Raw genomic sequence first — 14,756 nt, 5'->3', positions numbered from 1 at the left:
GGTTTCCTGCCGCCCGCGCCCGGAAACCGGTCCTAATCCTAAGGAAGTGTTAGGAAATACGTCTCCACGTTGGCTGTGCCCTGCATCACCCATAGCTTTGTGGGGGTCCTCCGCGCTTTCGGGAGACCCATCACATCTAGGAAGGTTCACTGATGAGCACCCAAAAAGCAGCGCCGCCGCATGGGGCAGCCCAGTCTGAGGCCGCGCAGACCCGCAGGGCCGTCGGCAATATCCTCAAGGGTTCAGCCGGCAACCTCGTGGAGTGGTATGACCTCTACGTCTACACCGTCTTCGCCGCCTACTTTCAGTCCCACTTCTTCAACTCCAAGGACGACCTCCAGGCCGGCCTGGAAGCAATGGCGGTGTTCTCGACGTCATTCCTGATGCGGCCCATCGGCGCCTGGTTCTTCGGCCGCTACGCCGACAGGAACGGCCGGAAGGCCGCCCTGACCCTCAGCGTGACGCTGATGTCAGCCGGCTCCTTCGCCATCGCGGTGCTGCCCACGCAGGACGTCATCGGCGTTTGGGCATTGATCCTGCTGGTCCTGGTGCGTCTGCTGCAGGGCTTCTCCGTGGGTGGCGAGTACGGCACCAGCGCCACCTACATGTCCGAGGCCGCAACGTCCCGGCGCCGCGGCTTCTTCTCCAGCTTCCAGTACGTGACGCTGATCGGCGGCCAGATGCTTGCCCTGCTGGTCCTGGTGATCCTGCAAAACACCCTGGGCAACGATGCGCTGACGGAATGGGGCTGGCGTATCCCGTTCGCGTTGGGCGGCGCTGCTGCCCTGGTGGTGCTCTGGCTCCGCCGTTCGATGGAGGAAACTGTGTCCGCGGACCAGATCCGCGCTGCCCATGTCCACGTTGCCGGCGAGGCCCAGCCCGGCACCTTGAAGCTGCTGTTCACCCGGCACTGGAAGCCGCTGCTGATCTGCATCGGCGTTACCCTGGGCGGGACGGTTGCCTTTTACACGTACACCAACTTCATCCTGAAATTCATGAACGATACGTCAGGCATCGCCAAGACAGACACCTCCGTCATCAACTTCTGGGCGCTGTTCATCTTCATGCTGCTGCAGCCCGTCTATGGCCTGATTTCGGACAAGATCGGCCGCAAGCCGCTCCTCCTCTGGTTCGGCATTACCGGTGTGCTCTTCACGTGGCCGCTGCTCTCGACGCTGTCCGGCACCAAGGACCCGTTCACGGCTTTCCTGCTGATGATGGGCGGCCTGTTGATCGTGGGCGGTTACACCTCCATTAACGCCTTGGTGAAGGCTGAACTGTTCCCGGCCTCAATCCGCGCCCTTGGCGTGGGACTGGGCTATGCGATCGCGAACTCGCTCTTCGGCGGAACGGTTCCACTGATCGGAGCGGCGCTGCAGAAGGCAGGCCAGGTTGACCTGTTCTTCACCTACGTGACCGCGGCCATCGCCCTCTCACTGCTGGTGTACATCTTCGCCCTGAAGAACAAGAAGGCCACGCACCTGGACCACGAGCAGGGCAACGCCTGGGTCCAGGCCCGCAAGGACGACGATAAGGACAAAGACCTCCTCAGCGTGTAGACGCCGGAGGCGGACCTGCGGCAGGACAGATGGCGACGGCAGGTGCCCGCCCGCCGTCGTCCGCCCACCACGCCAGGACGCTCTATCAGCTCCTGCCGGAAATACCGGAACGCTTTATCACTCTCTTCAGGACAGTGCTAGAGCGATCCGGGTTTTTCTGCGTTAAGTGAGAGAGGGTCCGACGCGGCGTCCCGCGGGCGCGAGACTGAATCGAGTGCAAAGCGTGACCCTGCGGTCATCGCCCCGCGCCGCCGTCGCTGTTTCACTGGAAGGAGGCGGATTCCCGCCTTGGCACGCCGGGGGAGGCAACAGAGGTGTTTCGTTTTCAGCGGATGATTGCGTCGGGTGCCCTGATGGAACTGGCAGGATGTGCGGCGCCAGCCCCGCCGCCGGCGCCGCCGGAACTCCTCACGGCCGACGGCGTCGAGCGCGTCTCGGTTAGCCGCGCGGACTACGCCGCTGAACTGCGCTCCTTCCGGGCTTCCGCGCTCCTCCTTGGCGAAGCGCTGCTGGCTGACGGCGGCGACGGCGGCAACGGGAACGTGGTGTCCTCACCCGGGAGCCTCCTGATTGCCCTCGCCATGCTCCGTGCGGGGGCCACCGGTGGGACCGCGGCCGAGATGGACAACATCCTGCAATTCCCCGCACAGAAGCGCGATGAGGCCATGAACTCGGTCCTCCGAACCCTCGAAAAGTTCGACGGCGACCCCGGCGCGGCGGATGAGGATAACCCGCCGCGGAAACCGGTCATGCACTCGGCCAAAGGACTGTTCGTCGACAAAGACGTGCCAACCGGGCAACCCTTCCTGGACACGCTGGCCCGGCACTATGGAACCGGCGTATATCCCGTGGAATTCAGTGACGAGGGTGTAACGAAACCGGCCATTGATGCCTGGGTTAACAGGAACACCGGGGGCCGGATCAAGGAAGCCCCGGCGCAGTACGACCGCGACAATACCGTCAGCCTGCTCAACTCTTTGTACTTCGCCTCCGCCTGGGGCACACCGTTCGATCCGAACGCCACCTCTGACCTGCCCTTCACAACGGCCGGGGGTGAGGAAGTCGCTGTGCCGGCCATGCACAACGAATTCAAAATGAAATATGCGGAAGGCACCGGCTGGCAGGGTGTGGATCTTCCCTACGCCGACGGCTTCGTGATGCGGCTGGTCCTGCCCGGGGACACGGCCGCTCCTGCTGACACTCCCGCCCCTGCGGTCTTCGACGCCGAAAAACTAACGGAGATCGCAGACATATTTGACAGTTCCGAGCCCGAATCAGTGCAGATACAACTGCCCCGCTGGGACCACAGGTCCAGTTTTGACCTCCGGAAGGTTTTTGAGGCGCTGGGCCTGGAGCAGATGCTCCGCACTACAGAGGACTTCGATAATATCCAGCCGCAGATGAAGATCACCCAGGCCGCCCAGGCTGCGAACATCACGGTGGCCGAAAAGGGCACCATTGCGGCCGCAGTAACCCAGATCAATGGAATGGCAACCAGCGCTCCGCCGGAACCCGACCGGACCATCGAGTTCGACCGGCCGTTCCACTACCAGATCGTCCACGCTGAAACTGGGCTGCCGCTGTTCATGGGAACTGTGGCCGACCCCAGGTGAATGAACGTCCCGGGACCAGCCCGCCGTCGTCCTCCTCCTCAGACGCTCTATCAGCTAATGCGGGAAAATACGAAACCCTCTTGCGCCGGGTGCAAGAGGGTTCCGGAAAAACGCGCATTAAGTGAGAGAGCGTCCGGGGTTGGGTGGCGGGTTAGCGGGCGCCGCCCTGCCACAGGGCATCGAAGGGGGCGCCCGACGCCACCCGGTTGCGGATGCCCGCCGTGACGAAGGCCTTGGCAGCGCGGGCAGCCTCCAGTGGTGAAGCACCCTTGGCGAGCTCTGCAGTCACGGCAGCAGCCAGCGAGCAGCCCGCACCGGAAACAGCCACCTCGCCCACCTTGGGCGCCCTGAGGACCTCCAGGGTTTCGCCGTCGTAAAAGACGTCGACGGCGTCCGGGCCTTCCAGCCGTACCCCGCCCTTGGCGAGGACAGCAGCGCCGCTGAGTTCGTGGATGCGGACGGCGGCGGCCTTGAGAGACTCGACGTCGGTGATGGCCAGGCCGGACAGCGACTCCGCCTCGAAGTGGTTGGGGGTCACGAACGTGGCCAGCGGCAGGATCTGCGCCTTGAGTGCCTGGTCGGTGTCCAGGGCATGGCCCGGTTCCTGGCCCTTACAGATCAGCACCGGGTCCAGCACCACATTCCCGAACCTGTTGCCCACCAGCGCACCGGCAACGGTGGCAATGGTGGCGGGGCTGCCCAGCATGCCGATCTTGACCGTATCCAGCACCGGACGGCCGTCCAGCGGCTCCCCGTCCTGCGCCGGGCCGTAGGCGGCAGTCGTGGCCTCCAGCTGGTCGGCGATCACCTGCTGGTCCACCGGGACGAAGCGGTGGTTCCAGCTGTCGTTCGGATTGAACGAGACAATGCAGGTGAGGTTGGCGATGCCAAAGACGCCGAGCTCCTGAAAGGTCTTCAGGTCCGCCTGCGCCCCTGCGCCGCCGGTGGCTTCGGAACCTGCGATGGTGAGGACAACTGCCGGAGCAGCAGCGGACTGTGGTGCAACGGAAACGGAAGTCATGGCACCATCCTGCCATCCGGCGTCGGCCGCCCGCTTTGTGTGCCTGAACAGTGCCTCTTCCCGGGCACGTTCAATGGGACAATGATGCGGACAGTGCTAATACAGCCGGCCGCCCGGATACACTCCCGCGCCCGCGCGAACCACTACGGACGGACTCTTCATGCCCACAACCCCAGGCCACAACGCCCTGCCCAAAACCGCTGCCCCGGGCAGCCCGGCACGGTTTGCCTCGATCGGGTCCCCGTACTTCGGGATCCTCCTCGCCATCATGGCTGTGGTGCTGATCCTGTCCAACATCGGCGCCTCCAAGGGCGTGGTGATCGGGCCGATAGTCACGGACGGCGGCTTCTTCCTCTTCCCGTTGGCGTACATCCTGGGCGACGTCATCAGCGAGGTCTACGGCTTCAAGGTTGCCCGGAAAGCCATCTTCACCACCTTCGCGCTGTCCGTCTTTGCCTCGCTGTGCTACTGGGTAATCATTGCCCTTCCCGGCTTCGACGACGAGTTCGGAACGGCCAAGCAGTCAGCCCTCGAGGGCGCGCTCGGGCCGGTGCCGCAGATCGTCCTGGCGTCGCTGCTGGCCTTCCTTGCGGGGCAGACCATCAACTCGTGGATTCTGGTGCGGATGAAGGCACGCTCGGGGGAGAAGTCACTGTGGGCCCGCATCATGGGTTCATCCGTGGCCGGCGAATTCGTGGACACCCTGATCTTCTGCAGCATCGCGGCCCCGGTCATTGGCATCGCTGACTTCGCGACCTTTGTGAACTACGTCGTGGTGGGCTTCCTGTACAAGACCGTGGTGGAGTTCATCCTGGTCCCGGTGACGTTCCTGGCGATCGGCTGGATGAAGAAGCGGGAACCGAGCTACGGCCAGGCCTGGCGGGGGGAGGACGACGGCAGCTCCTCCAGCGGCGCCGCCATCAGGCCTTGAGCGTACCGTCCAGCAGGTCGCGCAGTTCCCGGAAGTGCCGCTCGGTGGCGTCGGCGTGGTAAGCGGACGTGTCCGCCATTGAGTAGCCGTGCGGCGCTCCACGGTAGGTCTCGTTGGAAGCCTGCAGGCCAGCAGCCTCCAGCGCGGCACCCAGCCTGGCTATGGCGTCTGGCGCCATGCTCGGGTCATGGTCCGCATGGCCGAACACAAACCTCGCGCTGGCGTTGCCTAGTCCGAGGTGCGGACTGTCAGGCTCGTCAGTCGCCAGCCCGCCGCCGTGGAAGCCCCCGCACGCCGCCACCACCTCGGGGTGGGCTGTTGCCGTGCGCATGGCCAGCCTGGCTCCCATGCAGTAGCCGACAGTACCTATGGGACCAGGCGCCACGCCGTCGAGATTCCTGAGCGCCGCCACCCAGGTATCGATGTCCGGCAGCGCCTTGTCCGCCGTTAGCCGGCCGATCCGTGCGAAAGCGGGCCTGCCGACGGCCTTCCTGCCCTCCGGCGTGGTCATGTCCCCCTTTGGGGCCAGCTCTGCAGCGGTCCCCTCCCGGTAGAAGAGGTTCGGTGCCAGGACAACGTAGCCCCAATCGGCAATCCGCTGTGCCATCTCCTCGATGCGGGGCCGCAGGCCGAAGGCGTCCATGTAGAGGATCACACCCGGGAAAGGGCCTTCGCCGCTGGAGGGACGGGCCACCAGTGCCTCGGCGGTGCCGTGCGCGGTCGGAATCTCAATCAGCATGGGGTCAGGATAGAGGAACGGATCCCGCGGCCGCGGCCCGGCTGCTGGCCGTCGCAACCGCTACGAGTAGTACCGCGCCAGGGTCTCAGCCTTGAAATCGAAGAACGTGCCATCCTCGATGGCCAGGCGGGCGTCGTCCACCATCTTCACCACGAACCGCTCATTGTGGATGGAAATCAGCGTGGCGGAGAGCATTTCCTTGGCCTTGAAAAGGTGGTGGATGTACGCCCGCGAATAGTTCCGGCAGGCGTAGCAGTCGCAGCCGTCCTGGAGCGGGCCGAAATCGCGTTTGTACTTTGCACCGGAGAGGTTGAACCGCCCGTCAGGGGTGTAGAAGGCAGAGTTCCGGGCCACCCGGGTGGGGGAGACACAGTCGAAGGTGTCAGCGCCGTTTTCGATGGCCGTGAAGATGTCATTCGGTTCCGAGATGCCCAGCAGGTGCCGCGGCTTGTCCTCGGGCAGTTCCTCATTGCACCACCGCACGATCTTGCCCAGGTTCTCCTTTTCCAGCGCCCCGCCGATGCCGAAGCCGTCAAATGGCATGGCGCCCAGATCCCGGCAGGCCTTGCGGCGCAGGTCCTCGTACTGGGCACCCTGGATCACGCCGAACAGCGCCTGGTACGGCTTGCCCGCCCGCTCGGCAGTCAGCCGGAAGTGCTCCTCAAGGCACCGCAGTGCCCACAACCGGGTGCGCTCGAGCGACTCCTCCTGGTAGCCGCGTGAATTCTGCAGCGTGGTCAGCTCATCGAACGCGAACATGATGTCCGCGCCGATCTGGTGCTGGACCTGCATGGAGATTTCGGGGGAGAAGCGGTGCCGGTCCCCGTTCAGGTGCGATTTGAACCAGACGCCGTCGTCGTCGATGTGGGCCAGGCGCTCCTTGCCGGGAGCGACGGCGTCATCGGGGCCGGAGGCGTCCACCGATTTCATGTCGATCACCTTCTTGAACCCCGAGCCCAGGCTCATCACCTGGAACCCGCCCGAGTCAGTGAAGGTGGGGCCGGGCCAGTTCATGAACGCGCCCAGCCCGCCCGCCTCATCAAGGATGTCCGCACCCGGCTGCAGGTACAGGTGGTACGCGTTGGCGAGCAGCGCCTGGGCGCCCAGCTCCACCATGGATTCCGGCAGCACCGACTTGACGGTGGCCTTGGTTCCGACGGCGATGAACGCCGGGGTGCGGATCTCGCCGTGCGGGGTGGTGATGGTGCCGGTGCGGCCCAGGAATGCCCCGCCGTTGTCAACGGTCTGCGCCACCGAGGGCGGGCATGATTCCGCCAGCCGGGTGCCCACGGTGAAGGAGAACTGTGACTGGGCCGGCACGTGGGCAGCGCCGGAGGCAGGGGAGGGGGCGGAAGCGGGGTCGGCTGGCACCGTACCAGTGTGCCAGCAATCAGCCCCGCCCCGGCAAACGGGACAGGGGCTCAGCTCACGGGTTCGGAGGCGGGATAGTTCCTGGACCGCCAGGAGTCCCAGGACGAGCGGATGGATTCCAGCCTGGCGGCGCCAAGATCGTAGGTGGACGCGATGACCAGTGATCCTTCACCCTCCTCGCGCACTTCCTTGATGGCCGGATGGTCGGCCACCACCAACAGCCCGTCGCCGTGCTCCGCGTAGCTGTGTACGGTCAGGCCCACCTGGTGGCTGGTCCGGTACCAGACCTTCCCGCTGATCTCCTCGCCGGTGTCAAGGGTCAGCTGGTAGGGCTCGCCCGGCGCCGGGAGGTCGGCGAGGCCGAGCTTCTCGAGCGCGGAACCCTGCCCCTCGGTCAGGTGCAGGAAAAGGGTGTGCCGCTTGCCGTGCGGGTGGCGTTCCAGGGCGAAGCGGAGCTGCTGCAGGAACGTGAGCCAGCCCTGGGTGATGTCCTCGTCCCACGCCACCCACTCCGAGTCGTGGTCCAGTGCCCCGCGCGTCACGCTGACCTGCGTGCCGCCTGGAACGGGATGGAGTTCGAACGTATCGCCGCCGTGGACCGTGAGGCTGGTATGGTCCGCCGACTCCACGACATCGCCGGAGAAGTAGAGCTCCTTGATCTCGGCGTCCAGGTCTTCAGACTGCCAGCCATGCCATTGGGCTACCTTGGACGGTTCACGCAGCATGGTCCAGACCTGCGGCGCGTCGGCGTTGATCACTACGCTGAGATTGTTCGTCATAGCCCCGAATGTACAACTGAGTCAGTGCCCCGGGTAGGGGCAATTTCCCCCTGCACAACAACGCCGTCGAAAAGGGGTGCGAGGTCAGGCGCGTACGGCCTCAAGCTCATTGCTGATGCGGCGCTCAAGCTCGCCCGTGCCGATGGTTTCGGAGCCGCCGTGCGCGCGCAGGAACAGCAGGGATTCCAGCCGCAGCAGCCGCCACTCACGTTCGGCATCGTGGTTGGAGTTGTCGATGGAGCGGAAGATCTCCTTGTCGTACAGATTTGGCTCGTTCAGCGAGCGCTGCCGCACCTTTGCCGCCATCCGGGCCTTGAACGGGTCCGTTTCCTGGTTTTCCGGGGTGCGGATGAGCTTTTCATACACCGCTGCCCGTTCCGCCTGGCCGCCCTGCCTGCAGATGTAGCTGGACAGCGCCAGGGACGCCTCCACCGACGCCCACCGGCCGGGGTTGCCGTCGAACGGCAGGACGTTGAGGAGGTCGGCGACGGCCAGGGCCCCATCCGCGTCCTTCAACGTGATGAACAGTTCGTGCGCGAGGTCGCTCAGGTCCTTCAGGCAGCTGCCGGACTTGAAGTTGACTCCCTTGGCCAGCCGGTCCGCCAGCAGCAGCACTCCCATGGCATCGGGGTGGGCCTCGGCGGCAGCCTCCACCACTGATTCCGGCGTTCCGGCCGGAGTGGGGATCAGTGCCAGGTCCTCCTCGCTGGGGCCGCTAACCGCAGGCGGTACCGGAGGCAGCGGAGGTACGACGACGGTGGGAGCGGCGACAGCGGGCGCAGGGGCAGCGCCGGACTGCTTGGGCTGTTCCTGGCCCTCCGCCGGCGCAAGGTCCGGAGCCGGCGGAAGCTGCGTGACGGCGTCGGATATGCCGTCCACAACTGTCACTGTGGTGCCCACCGCGATGCGCAGGGTCCCTCCACCGGCAAGACTGGCGAGGACCAGCGCAGGCGCCCCGAAGTCGTCCCGCTCAAGCTCAACCTGGTGTATTTCGGCCGTCCGCCCGCCGTCGGGCAGGAGGATATGGTTGCCGGTAACCAGGGATCCAGCCTGCTGTTCCTGGTGGCGCCGGACGGCTGGTGTTTCGGTCATGGGAGTCCTTAAGTTCTCTTGCGGTCCGCGCTCCAGTCTACAAAGGCGGGCCCTCAAAACCGGGGACCCCCTGTCCCCCCGGGGGGTGTCAGAAGCCCACGCCGGCGAACGCCAGTGCCTGGCGGATGAGTCCGCCGCGTCCGCCCGCGAACTCCATCTGGACGCCGGGGCTGAGCACTTCCTCGGGGGTCATCCAGGTCAGTTCCAGTGCATCCTGCCGGGGCTCGCATTCGCCCGTCACAGGAATCACGTAGGCCAGGGACACGGCGTGTTGCCGCTCGTCGGTGAAGCCCGTCTGGGACGGCGCGGGGAAGTATTCTGCCACGGTGAATGGGACGGGGCTGATGGGCAGCTGCGGGAACGCCAGCGGCCCCAGGTCCTTTTCCATATGCCGCAGCAGGGCGGCGCGGATGGTTTCACGGTAGATGACCCGGCCCGATACCAGGGACCGGACCATGGTCCCGTCCGAGTCTGCCTGCAGCAGGGTTCCCACTTCGTTGACGAAACCCAGCGGATCCAGCCTGACCGGCACTGCTTCCACGTACACCATGGGCAGCCGCCCGCGTGCCTCAAAGAGGTCTTCTTCGGAGAGCCAGCCGGGATTCGGGTCAGGTGTGCGCAGGTTCATGGTTAAGTTCTACCCCATGGGACCCTGCGGGACAGGGGAGGATCAGCTGGCGGCGGAATGCGTCGCAGGACGCGTGGGGGCGGAGCTCAGGCGTTGCAGGGCTCAGGCGTGGCGCTGGGAGATCCAAAGCGTTTCGGGAACGTGGGCTGCCGAGGTACCGGGGGCATCGGGATTGGCAACGTGCAGGGTGCGGGCGAAAGCCTCCTCCGTGACACTGACCTGGAAGCCCGCGGAGGCGAGGCGCTCCTGCAGCGGTTCCAGCCCGCCGTCGTACTCGAATCCGAGCCCGGACCGGGCCGGGCCTGCTGCTGGCCGCACCACCAGGACTCCACCGTTCTTGGCGGTGAAGTCCGCTGTCTCGTCCTGGTCCGGTACCGGGCGCGGGCGCGCACCGATCTGCCGCAGGGTGCGGGAAGCCGCGTCGGGGTCCTCCGTAAACCAGACCGCGACGACGGCAAGGGCAGGGTCGGCGTCGGCACACTGGGCGCCATGGGCGGCTTTGTCCGCCAGGAAGCTGAATCCGTCAGGGGCGGTGATCCGGCAGGCTTCGCCGTGGTCCGCGCTGGTCAGTTCCGCAGGAGTGGTCCCCTCCGCCTCCGCGGCTTGGTTGGTGCGCCGGGTGAATTCGGCCAGGTCGCCCACCTCCACTGCCAAGGCGGTGGTCCCTTCCTCTGCCGATCCTTTCGGCACCTCGTGCAGGGCCAGCCGGCCGGCGGCGGAGTCGTAGACGCGGAAGCCGCCGTCGCCCTCGGTCAGGACCATGCCCAGGGCGGTCAGAAGCCGCGCCCAGGCCTCGATGTTGGAGGTGAAATGCAGGGGACGGACGCGCAGCATCGAAAGTCCTGTCGCTCGAAGAAACGGGCTTGCCATGCCATAGTGCCACGCGCGGGCCGGCGGCGGCAGGGAATTTCAGGAGCACAATAGGGCCATGGCCAAAGAACTTGAGGAACTGCTGGTGCCGGACGCAGCAGCCTGGCGGGCGTGGCTGGAGGAAAACCATGCAACCAGCCCAGGTGTGTGGCTGGTCCTGCACAAGAAGGGCGGGCAGGTCACTGAACTCGATTATGCGGCAGCACTGGACGAAGCATTGTGCTTTGGCTGGATTGACGGCCAGGGCAGGCGCCGGGACGGGGAGAGCTCCTTCCAGCGGATGACTCCCCGTGGCCGGCGCAGCGTCTGGTCTGCTCGCAACGTCACCCACGTCGCACGGCTGGAAGCGGCAGGCAGGATGACGGAAGCCGGCCGGGCCGCCGTCGACGCCGCCAAAGCTGACGGACGCTGGGAGGCTGCCTACGGCGGGCAGGCCACGGCGGAAGTTCCCGCAGACCTGGCGGCTGCCATCGCCGCCGTGCCCGCTGCCCAGGCCATGTTCGACGTCCTCACCAGGACCAACCAGTACGCGCTGATCTACCGGACCAACTCAGTTAAGCAGGCGGCAACGCGGCAGCGGAAAATCGCAGGGTTCGTGGAGATGCTGGCCCGCGGTGAAACACCGTACCCGCAGAAAAAACGCCCGGACGGCGTGCTGCCGGGGGCGGATTGACGTTACGTCCGATTGGGCCGGATGGCGCCACGCCGGTAAAATTGACGGTTCACTTGCGCTGGTGCCGTTCCTCTGGTGGGGAGCGGCACTCGTGCGTTCAGCGACGGATTGAAAAACCATGCCCCAAAACAGCGGAACCGTACTTCCCGCACTCAAGGAACTTCAGCCCACGCGCCGGCCCCTTCTGTGGGTGGTCGCAGGGGTCCTGGCGGCCCTTGTCCTGGTGGTTTCCCTGCTCCCCGGCGGCAATCCCCGGCAGGGTGCGGACGCTGCCGCGGGCCGTGTGCTGGGCGAGGTCGCGTCGGCGCAGGCAGCGGCCAAAGACCGGTCCGGATCCTATGCGACCCTCTGGCTCAAGGGTGCCGACGACACACTGGCGGAACGCGGCGGGAACCTTCGGCTGGAAGGTGCAAAGGACGTGCGCAGCATCGAATGCGGCAACGGTTGGCTGGCGGGCGCCCGGGTGGACGGCAAGGTTTTCCTGCGGAGCAGCCTGGCTTCGGACGTGACGGAAGAGACTGCGGCGGTGCAGCTTCCGGACTGCATCAGCAGTGAAGCACGTGACGCCTTGCTGGCCGACCTCGGCCTGCGCAATACCTGGCCGAAGCCCGATGCAGCCAGCTTTGAACCACCGGCCGACAAATATCGCCCTGCCTACCACCTCACCCCCGACCAGCGCTGGATGAACGATCCCCAGCGGCCATTCTTCCTGGACGGTCAGTGGCATTACTACTACCTCTACAACGCCGACTACCCGGAAGGGAACGGCACCGAGTGGTTCCACGCCACCAGCACGGACCTGGTGCACTGGAAAAACGAAGGCGTGGCCGTCGAAAAGTTCCGCAACGGCCTGGGGGACATCGAGACGGGCTCCGCGGTGGTGGATACGGAAGGGACAGCGGGTTTCGGGAAAGGGGCCGTGATCGCGGTCCTCACCCAGCAGCACGACGGCGTCCAGCGGCAGTCCGTGTTCTACTCCACGGACAACGGCTACAGCTTCCGCAACCATGAACAGAACCCGGTGATGGAAAACCCCGGCGAAGAGCACTGGCGGGATCCACGTATAGTGCGGGACGAGGCCAACAACCAGTGGCTGATGCTGCTGGCAGAAGGCCACAAAATTGGCTTCTACACCTCACCGGACCTCAAGAAATGGACGTACGTGTCCGCGTTTGAGCGGGACGGGCTGGGCATCCTTGAGTGCCCGGATTTCTTCCAAATTGACGTGGACGGCGACCCCGGCAAACGGACGTGGGTGCTGGCCGCCAGCGCCAACGGTTCCGGGGAGGGCCGCACCACCGGGCTTGCCTACTGGACGGGCAGCTTTGACGGCGAGAGCTTCACTCCTGACGGGGGACACCAGTGGCTCGACGGCGGAGCGGACTTCTATGCGGCTGTCACCTGGGACGACCCCCGCCTGACCGACGGGCAGCGGAAGGCCTCCCGGCACGCCATTGGCTGGATGAACAACTGGGCCTATGCCCGGCAGCTGCCCACGGAGGGGTGGTCTGGTGCGGCGTCGATCGTTCGGGACATCCGGCTGGTGTCCGAGGGCGGCCGGGCGGCTTTGGTGTCGTCGCCCACCCCTGCGCTGCAGTCGTTGGAGGGAACCCCCGAACAGGTGCCTGCCGGTACGCTGCAGGACGGTTCCGGCGACGGTCCCGGTGCCGGTCCGGGGCAGGTGCTGCCGGTCCCAGACAGCGGCGCCTACAAAGTTCAACTCCAGCTGGAAAAACCGGCGTCGGGAAGCGGCGAGGCCCGCATGCTCCTGCACAGCGGCGGCAAGGCCTACGCCACGGTGGGTTACGACTTCGGTACCGGCAAGGCCTTCCTGGTCCGCGACGGGGACGCTGTTGCCCGCGGGGCGCCCGGCGGCGCCGGAGTGGACGGGGCATACCGCCAGGTCCGAACGGCCGATATCGGGTCCGGCAACAGCACTGTGAACCTCACTGTGTACGTCGACCGGTCCTCGGTGGAAGTGTTCGCCGACGGCGGCCGGGAGACCCTGACATCGCTGGTCTTCCCGCCCGACGGCGTCAAGGATGTCCGGTTGGCTTCAGCAGGCGGGCCTGTGTCACTTCGCAGCGGCACGGTGACCCCACTCGCCGCCATCCGCTAAGAGCCGGCCGGGCCGGTCCCGTCCGCGCCGGCTCTGCTGTGAACGGCCGCCGCGGCCTCCAGCGCCATCCAGGCCTGGAGCTGGGTGGAAAGCTCGACGGCGCCCCCCGGCGGGTAGGCAGCCTCCGCAGGTTGGGCGGCGTGCATCGAAAAGATGCTCTTGCCCCTTTGCTTCGTGGACCCCTCGCCGGCGGCCAGGCCGCGCTTCCCCGCCCAGAAGGCCTCGGCCGTGTCTGTCACCAGCCGCGCCGCGGTGGCCCGGGTCTTCGGAAGCAGCCGGCGGTCTGTTGCCGCCAGCGCGAGGTAGCGGCACAGGATTCCGGTGAACAGCCCGCCGTCGCCCGTTCCCTCGCAGCGGAGCACTCTGCCGTCGTACGCGCCTCCGATAGGGGCAGGCACCGTCAGCAGCCGGTCCACTGCCTCCACCACCTCGGCTGCCCGTGCAAGGTTTCCATCCCCGCCCAGTTCCAGGAGGGCGCCCAGGACAGGTCCCTGGTTATAGGTGTACACCGCCCGTTCCGCCACCAGTTCGCCGGCGGCATTCAGCCGTACACCGTCGAGGTACAGGCTTTGGGCGGGGTCGAAGAGGGTCGCGTCCAGCCAGTCCAGCAGTGCCTGGGCCTTCCCGGGCTGGCCGGTCCGGGCATAGTAAAGCGCCACGGGCGCCGTGGCCGGGGTGTTCTTGAAGTCCCGCTTCTTGCTCCAGAAAACCCCGCCGCCCATATCGCTGGTGGACGCTGCATCAAATTGCAGGGTGAGGGACTTCCGGAGGCCTGCGTTACGGCCCGGTTTCCGGGCCTCCTCTGCCAGCCGGTCCAGGCGGTGCGCGGCCAGGGCAAGCCAGGCCATGTCGTCGTAGTAGTTGTTCACGAAGGTAAACCCGTTGCGCAGCCGGATGCCGGTCACCAGCCTCGAGGCGAGCCGTCCCGCGCTGGGGTTTTCCGGTCCGTTGAACCGGGCTGCCGGCGTGGCGCCGTTGCGCAGTTCCCGCCGTCCCGCGTCCACCAGGCAGTCAACGTAGTGCGCCTGCCACCAGTAATGCCACGGGCCTAGCAACGCGCCCTTGAGGTCCCTGTACCAGGAGGGGGAGGGCCACAACACCGCGCCCACATGGGTGCCCGGCAGGAACAGCAGCCGCCTGCCGAAGAGGGTGGTGACCGAACGGGCCGCCTCGTTGGCGCGGTCCTGCCAATAGTCCGGGCCGGGGACGGGTGCACCGGCGGGGGAGGGGACTTGGTTGGAGCCCGGGTTCGGCACCTGGGCGGGCGAGGGCTTGGGGACTGGGGCTGCGGGGTCCGGGCGCGTCATGGATTCACCCTAATGCGGGCCCTTCCGCCGGACCCGAAGCCGTGGGGTGCCTGG

13 protein-coding genes are annotated in these 14,756 nt (G+C 66.3%); 5 read left to right on the top strand and 8 right to left on the bottom strand.

Translation table 11 applies throughout. The annotated features are described in order from the left end of the window. Positions 1-152: 152 nt before the first annotated feature. Together FDW81_RS03555 and FDW81_RS03550 are read left to right on the top strand one after the other, a co-directional pair. Positions 153-1,559, top strand: a complete 1,407-nt coding sequence (locus FDW81_RS03555) for an MFS transporter (RefSeq protein WP_138132794.1) — start codon at positions 153-155, stop codon at positions 1,557-1,559. Between the two features lie 353 nt (positions 1,560-1,912). Further along, a complete protein-coding gene (locus tag FDW81_RS03550) occupies positions 1,913-3,172 on the top strand; it encodes a serpin family protein (protein WP_138132954.1) in 1,260 nt (419 codons plus the stop codon). Positions 3,173-3,323: 151 nt separating this feature from the next. Here the strand turns inward: FDW81_RS03550 and FDW81_RS03545 are convergent, their stop codons facing one another. After that, a complete protein-coding gene (locus FDW81_RS03545) occupies positions 3,324-4,193 on the bottom strand; it encodes a hydroxymethylpyrimidine/phosphomethylpyrimidine kinase (protein WP_138132793.1) in 870 nt (289 codons plus the stop codon). Positions 4,194-4,353: 160 nt separating this feature from the next. On the opposite strand from FDW81_RS03545, the gene FDW81_RS03540 reads away from it, so the two are divergent. Continuing rightward, positions 4,354-5,124, top strand: a complete 771-nt coding sequence (locus FDW81_RS03540) for a queuosine precursor transporter (RefSeq protein WP_138132792.1) — start codon at positions 4,354-4,356, stop codon at positions 5,122-5,124. Here the strand turns inward: FDW81_RS03540 and FDW81_RS03535 are convergent. The 6 genes from FDW81_RS03535 to FDW81_RS03510 all read right to left on the bottom strand — a co-directional run bounded on the left by FDW81_RS03535 (position 5,114) and on the right by FDW81_RS03510 (position 10,567). Further along, positions 5,114-5,863: a dienelactone hydrolase family protein gene (locus tag FDW81_RS03535; protein WP_138132791.1), complete on the bottom strand. Its 750-nt coding sequence runs from the start codon at positions 5,861-5,863 to the stop codon at positions 5,114-5,116. The two genes, FDW81_RS03540 and FDW81_RS03535, sit on opposite strands and share 11 nt — an antisense overlap. 60 nt (positions 5,864-5,923) lie before the next feature. Next, positions 5,924-7,234, bottom strand: a complete 1,311-nt coding sequence (tgt, locus tag FDW81_RS03530) for a tRNA guanosine(34) transglycosylase Tgt (protein WP_138132790.1) — start codon at positions 7,232-7,234, stop codon at positions 5,924-5,926. A gap of 50 nt (positions 7,235-7,284) precedes the next feature. Beyond that, positions 7,285-8,013 (bottom strand): SRPBCC domain-containing protein, encoded by a 729-nt coding sequence (locus FDW81_RS03525; protein ID WP_138132789.1) that lies wholly within the window; start codon positions 8,011-8,013, stop codon positions 7,285-7,287. A gap of 84 nt (positions 8,014-8,097) precedes the next feature. Beyond that, on the bottom strand, positions 8,098-9,105 hold the full coding sequence (locus tag FDW81_RS03520; RefSeq protein ID WP_138132788.1) for a DUF6707 family protein: 1,008 nt from the start codon (positions 9,103-9,105) through the stop codon (positions 8,098-8,100). 88 nt (positions 9,106-9,193) lie between these two features. Beyond that, positions 9,194-9,733, bottom strand: coding sequence for an NUDIX hydrolase family protein (locus tag FDW81_RS03515; RefSeq protein ID WP_138132787.1), 540 nt, complete (start codon positions 9,731-9,733; stop codon positions 9,194-9,196). A gap of 102 nt (positions 9,734-9,835) precedes the next feature. Then, positions 9,836-10,567 carry a VOC family protein gene (locus tag FDW81_RS03510; RefSeq protein WP_138132786.1) on the bottom strand — a complete coding sequence of 244 codons (732 nt, stop codon included), beginning with the start codon at positions 10,565-10,567 and terminating at the stop codon, positions 9,836-9,838. A gap of 94 nt (positions 10,568-10,661) precedes the next feature. On the opposite strand from FDW81_RS03510, the gene FDW81_RS03505 reads away from it, so the two are divergent. Both FDW81_RS03505 and FDW81_RS03500 read left to right on the top strand, forming a co-directional pair. Next, positions 10,662-11,276 carry a YdeI family protein gene (locus FDW81_RS03505; protein ID WP_138132785.1) on the top strand — a complete coding sequence of 205 codons (615 nt, stop codon included), beginning with the start codon at positions 10,662-10,664 and terminating at the stop codon, positions 11,274-11,276. Between the two features lie 118 nt (positions 11,277-11,394). Then, positions 11,395-13,395: a glycoside hydrolase family 32 protein gene (locus FDW81_RS03500; RefSeq protein ID WP_138132784.1), complete on the top strand. Its 2,001-nt coding sequence runs from the start codon at positions 11,395-11,397 to the stop codon at positions 13,393-13,395. Here the strand turns inward: FDW81_RS03500 and FDW81_RS03495 are convergent. Further along, complete coding sequence (locus FDW81_RS03495) at positions 13,392-14,702, bottom strand: glycoside hydrolase family 76 protein (RefSeq protein ID WP_138132783.1); 1,311 nt, start codon at positions 14,700-14,702, stop codon at positions 13,392-13,394. The genes FDW81_RS03500 and FDW81_RS03495 overlap by 4 nt on opposite strands. Positions 14,703-14,756 lie beyond the last annotated feature (54 nt).

Origin of the sequence: Pseudarthrobacter sp. NamB4 (genome assembly GCF_005796185.1) — a bacterium.
GTDB lineage: Bacteria > Actinomycetota > Actinomycetes > Actinomycetales > Micrococcaceae > Arthrobacter.
Note: the sequence above shows the minus strand (reverse complement) of the source record. Positions and strands in the feature narration are given on the sequence as shown.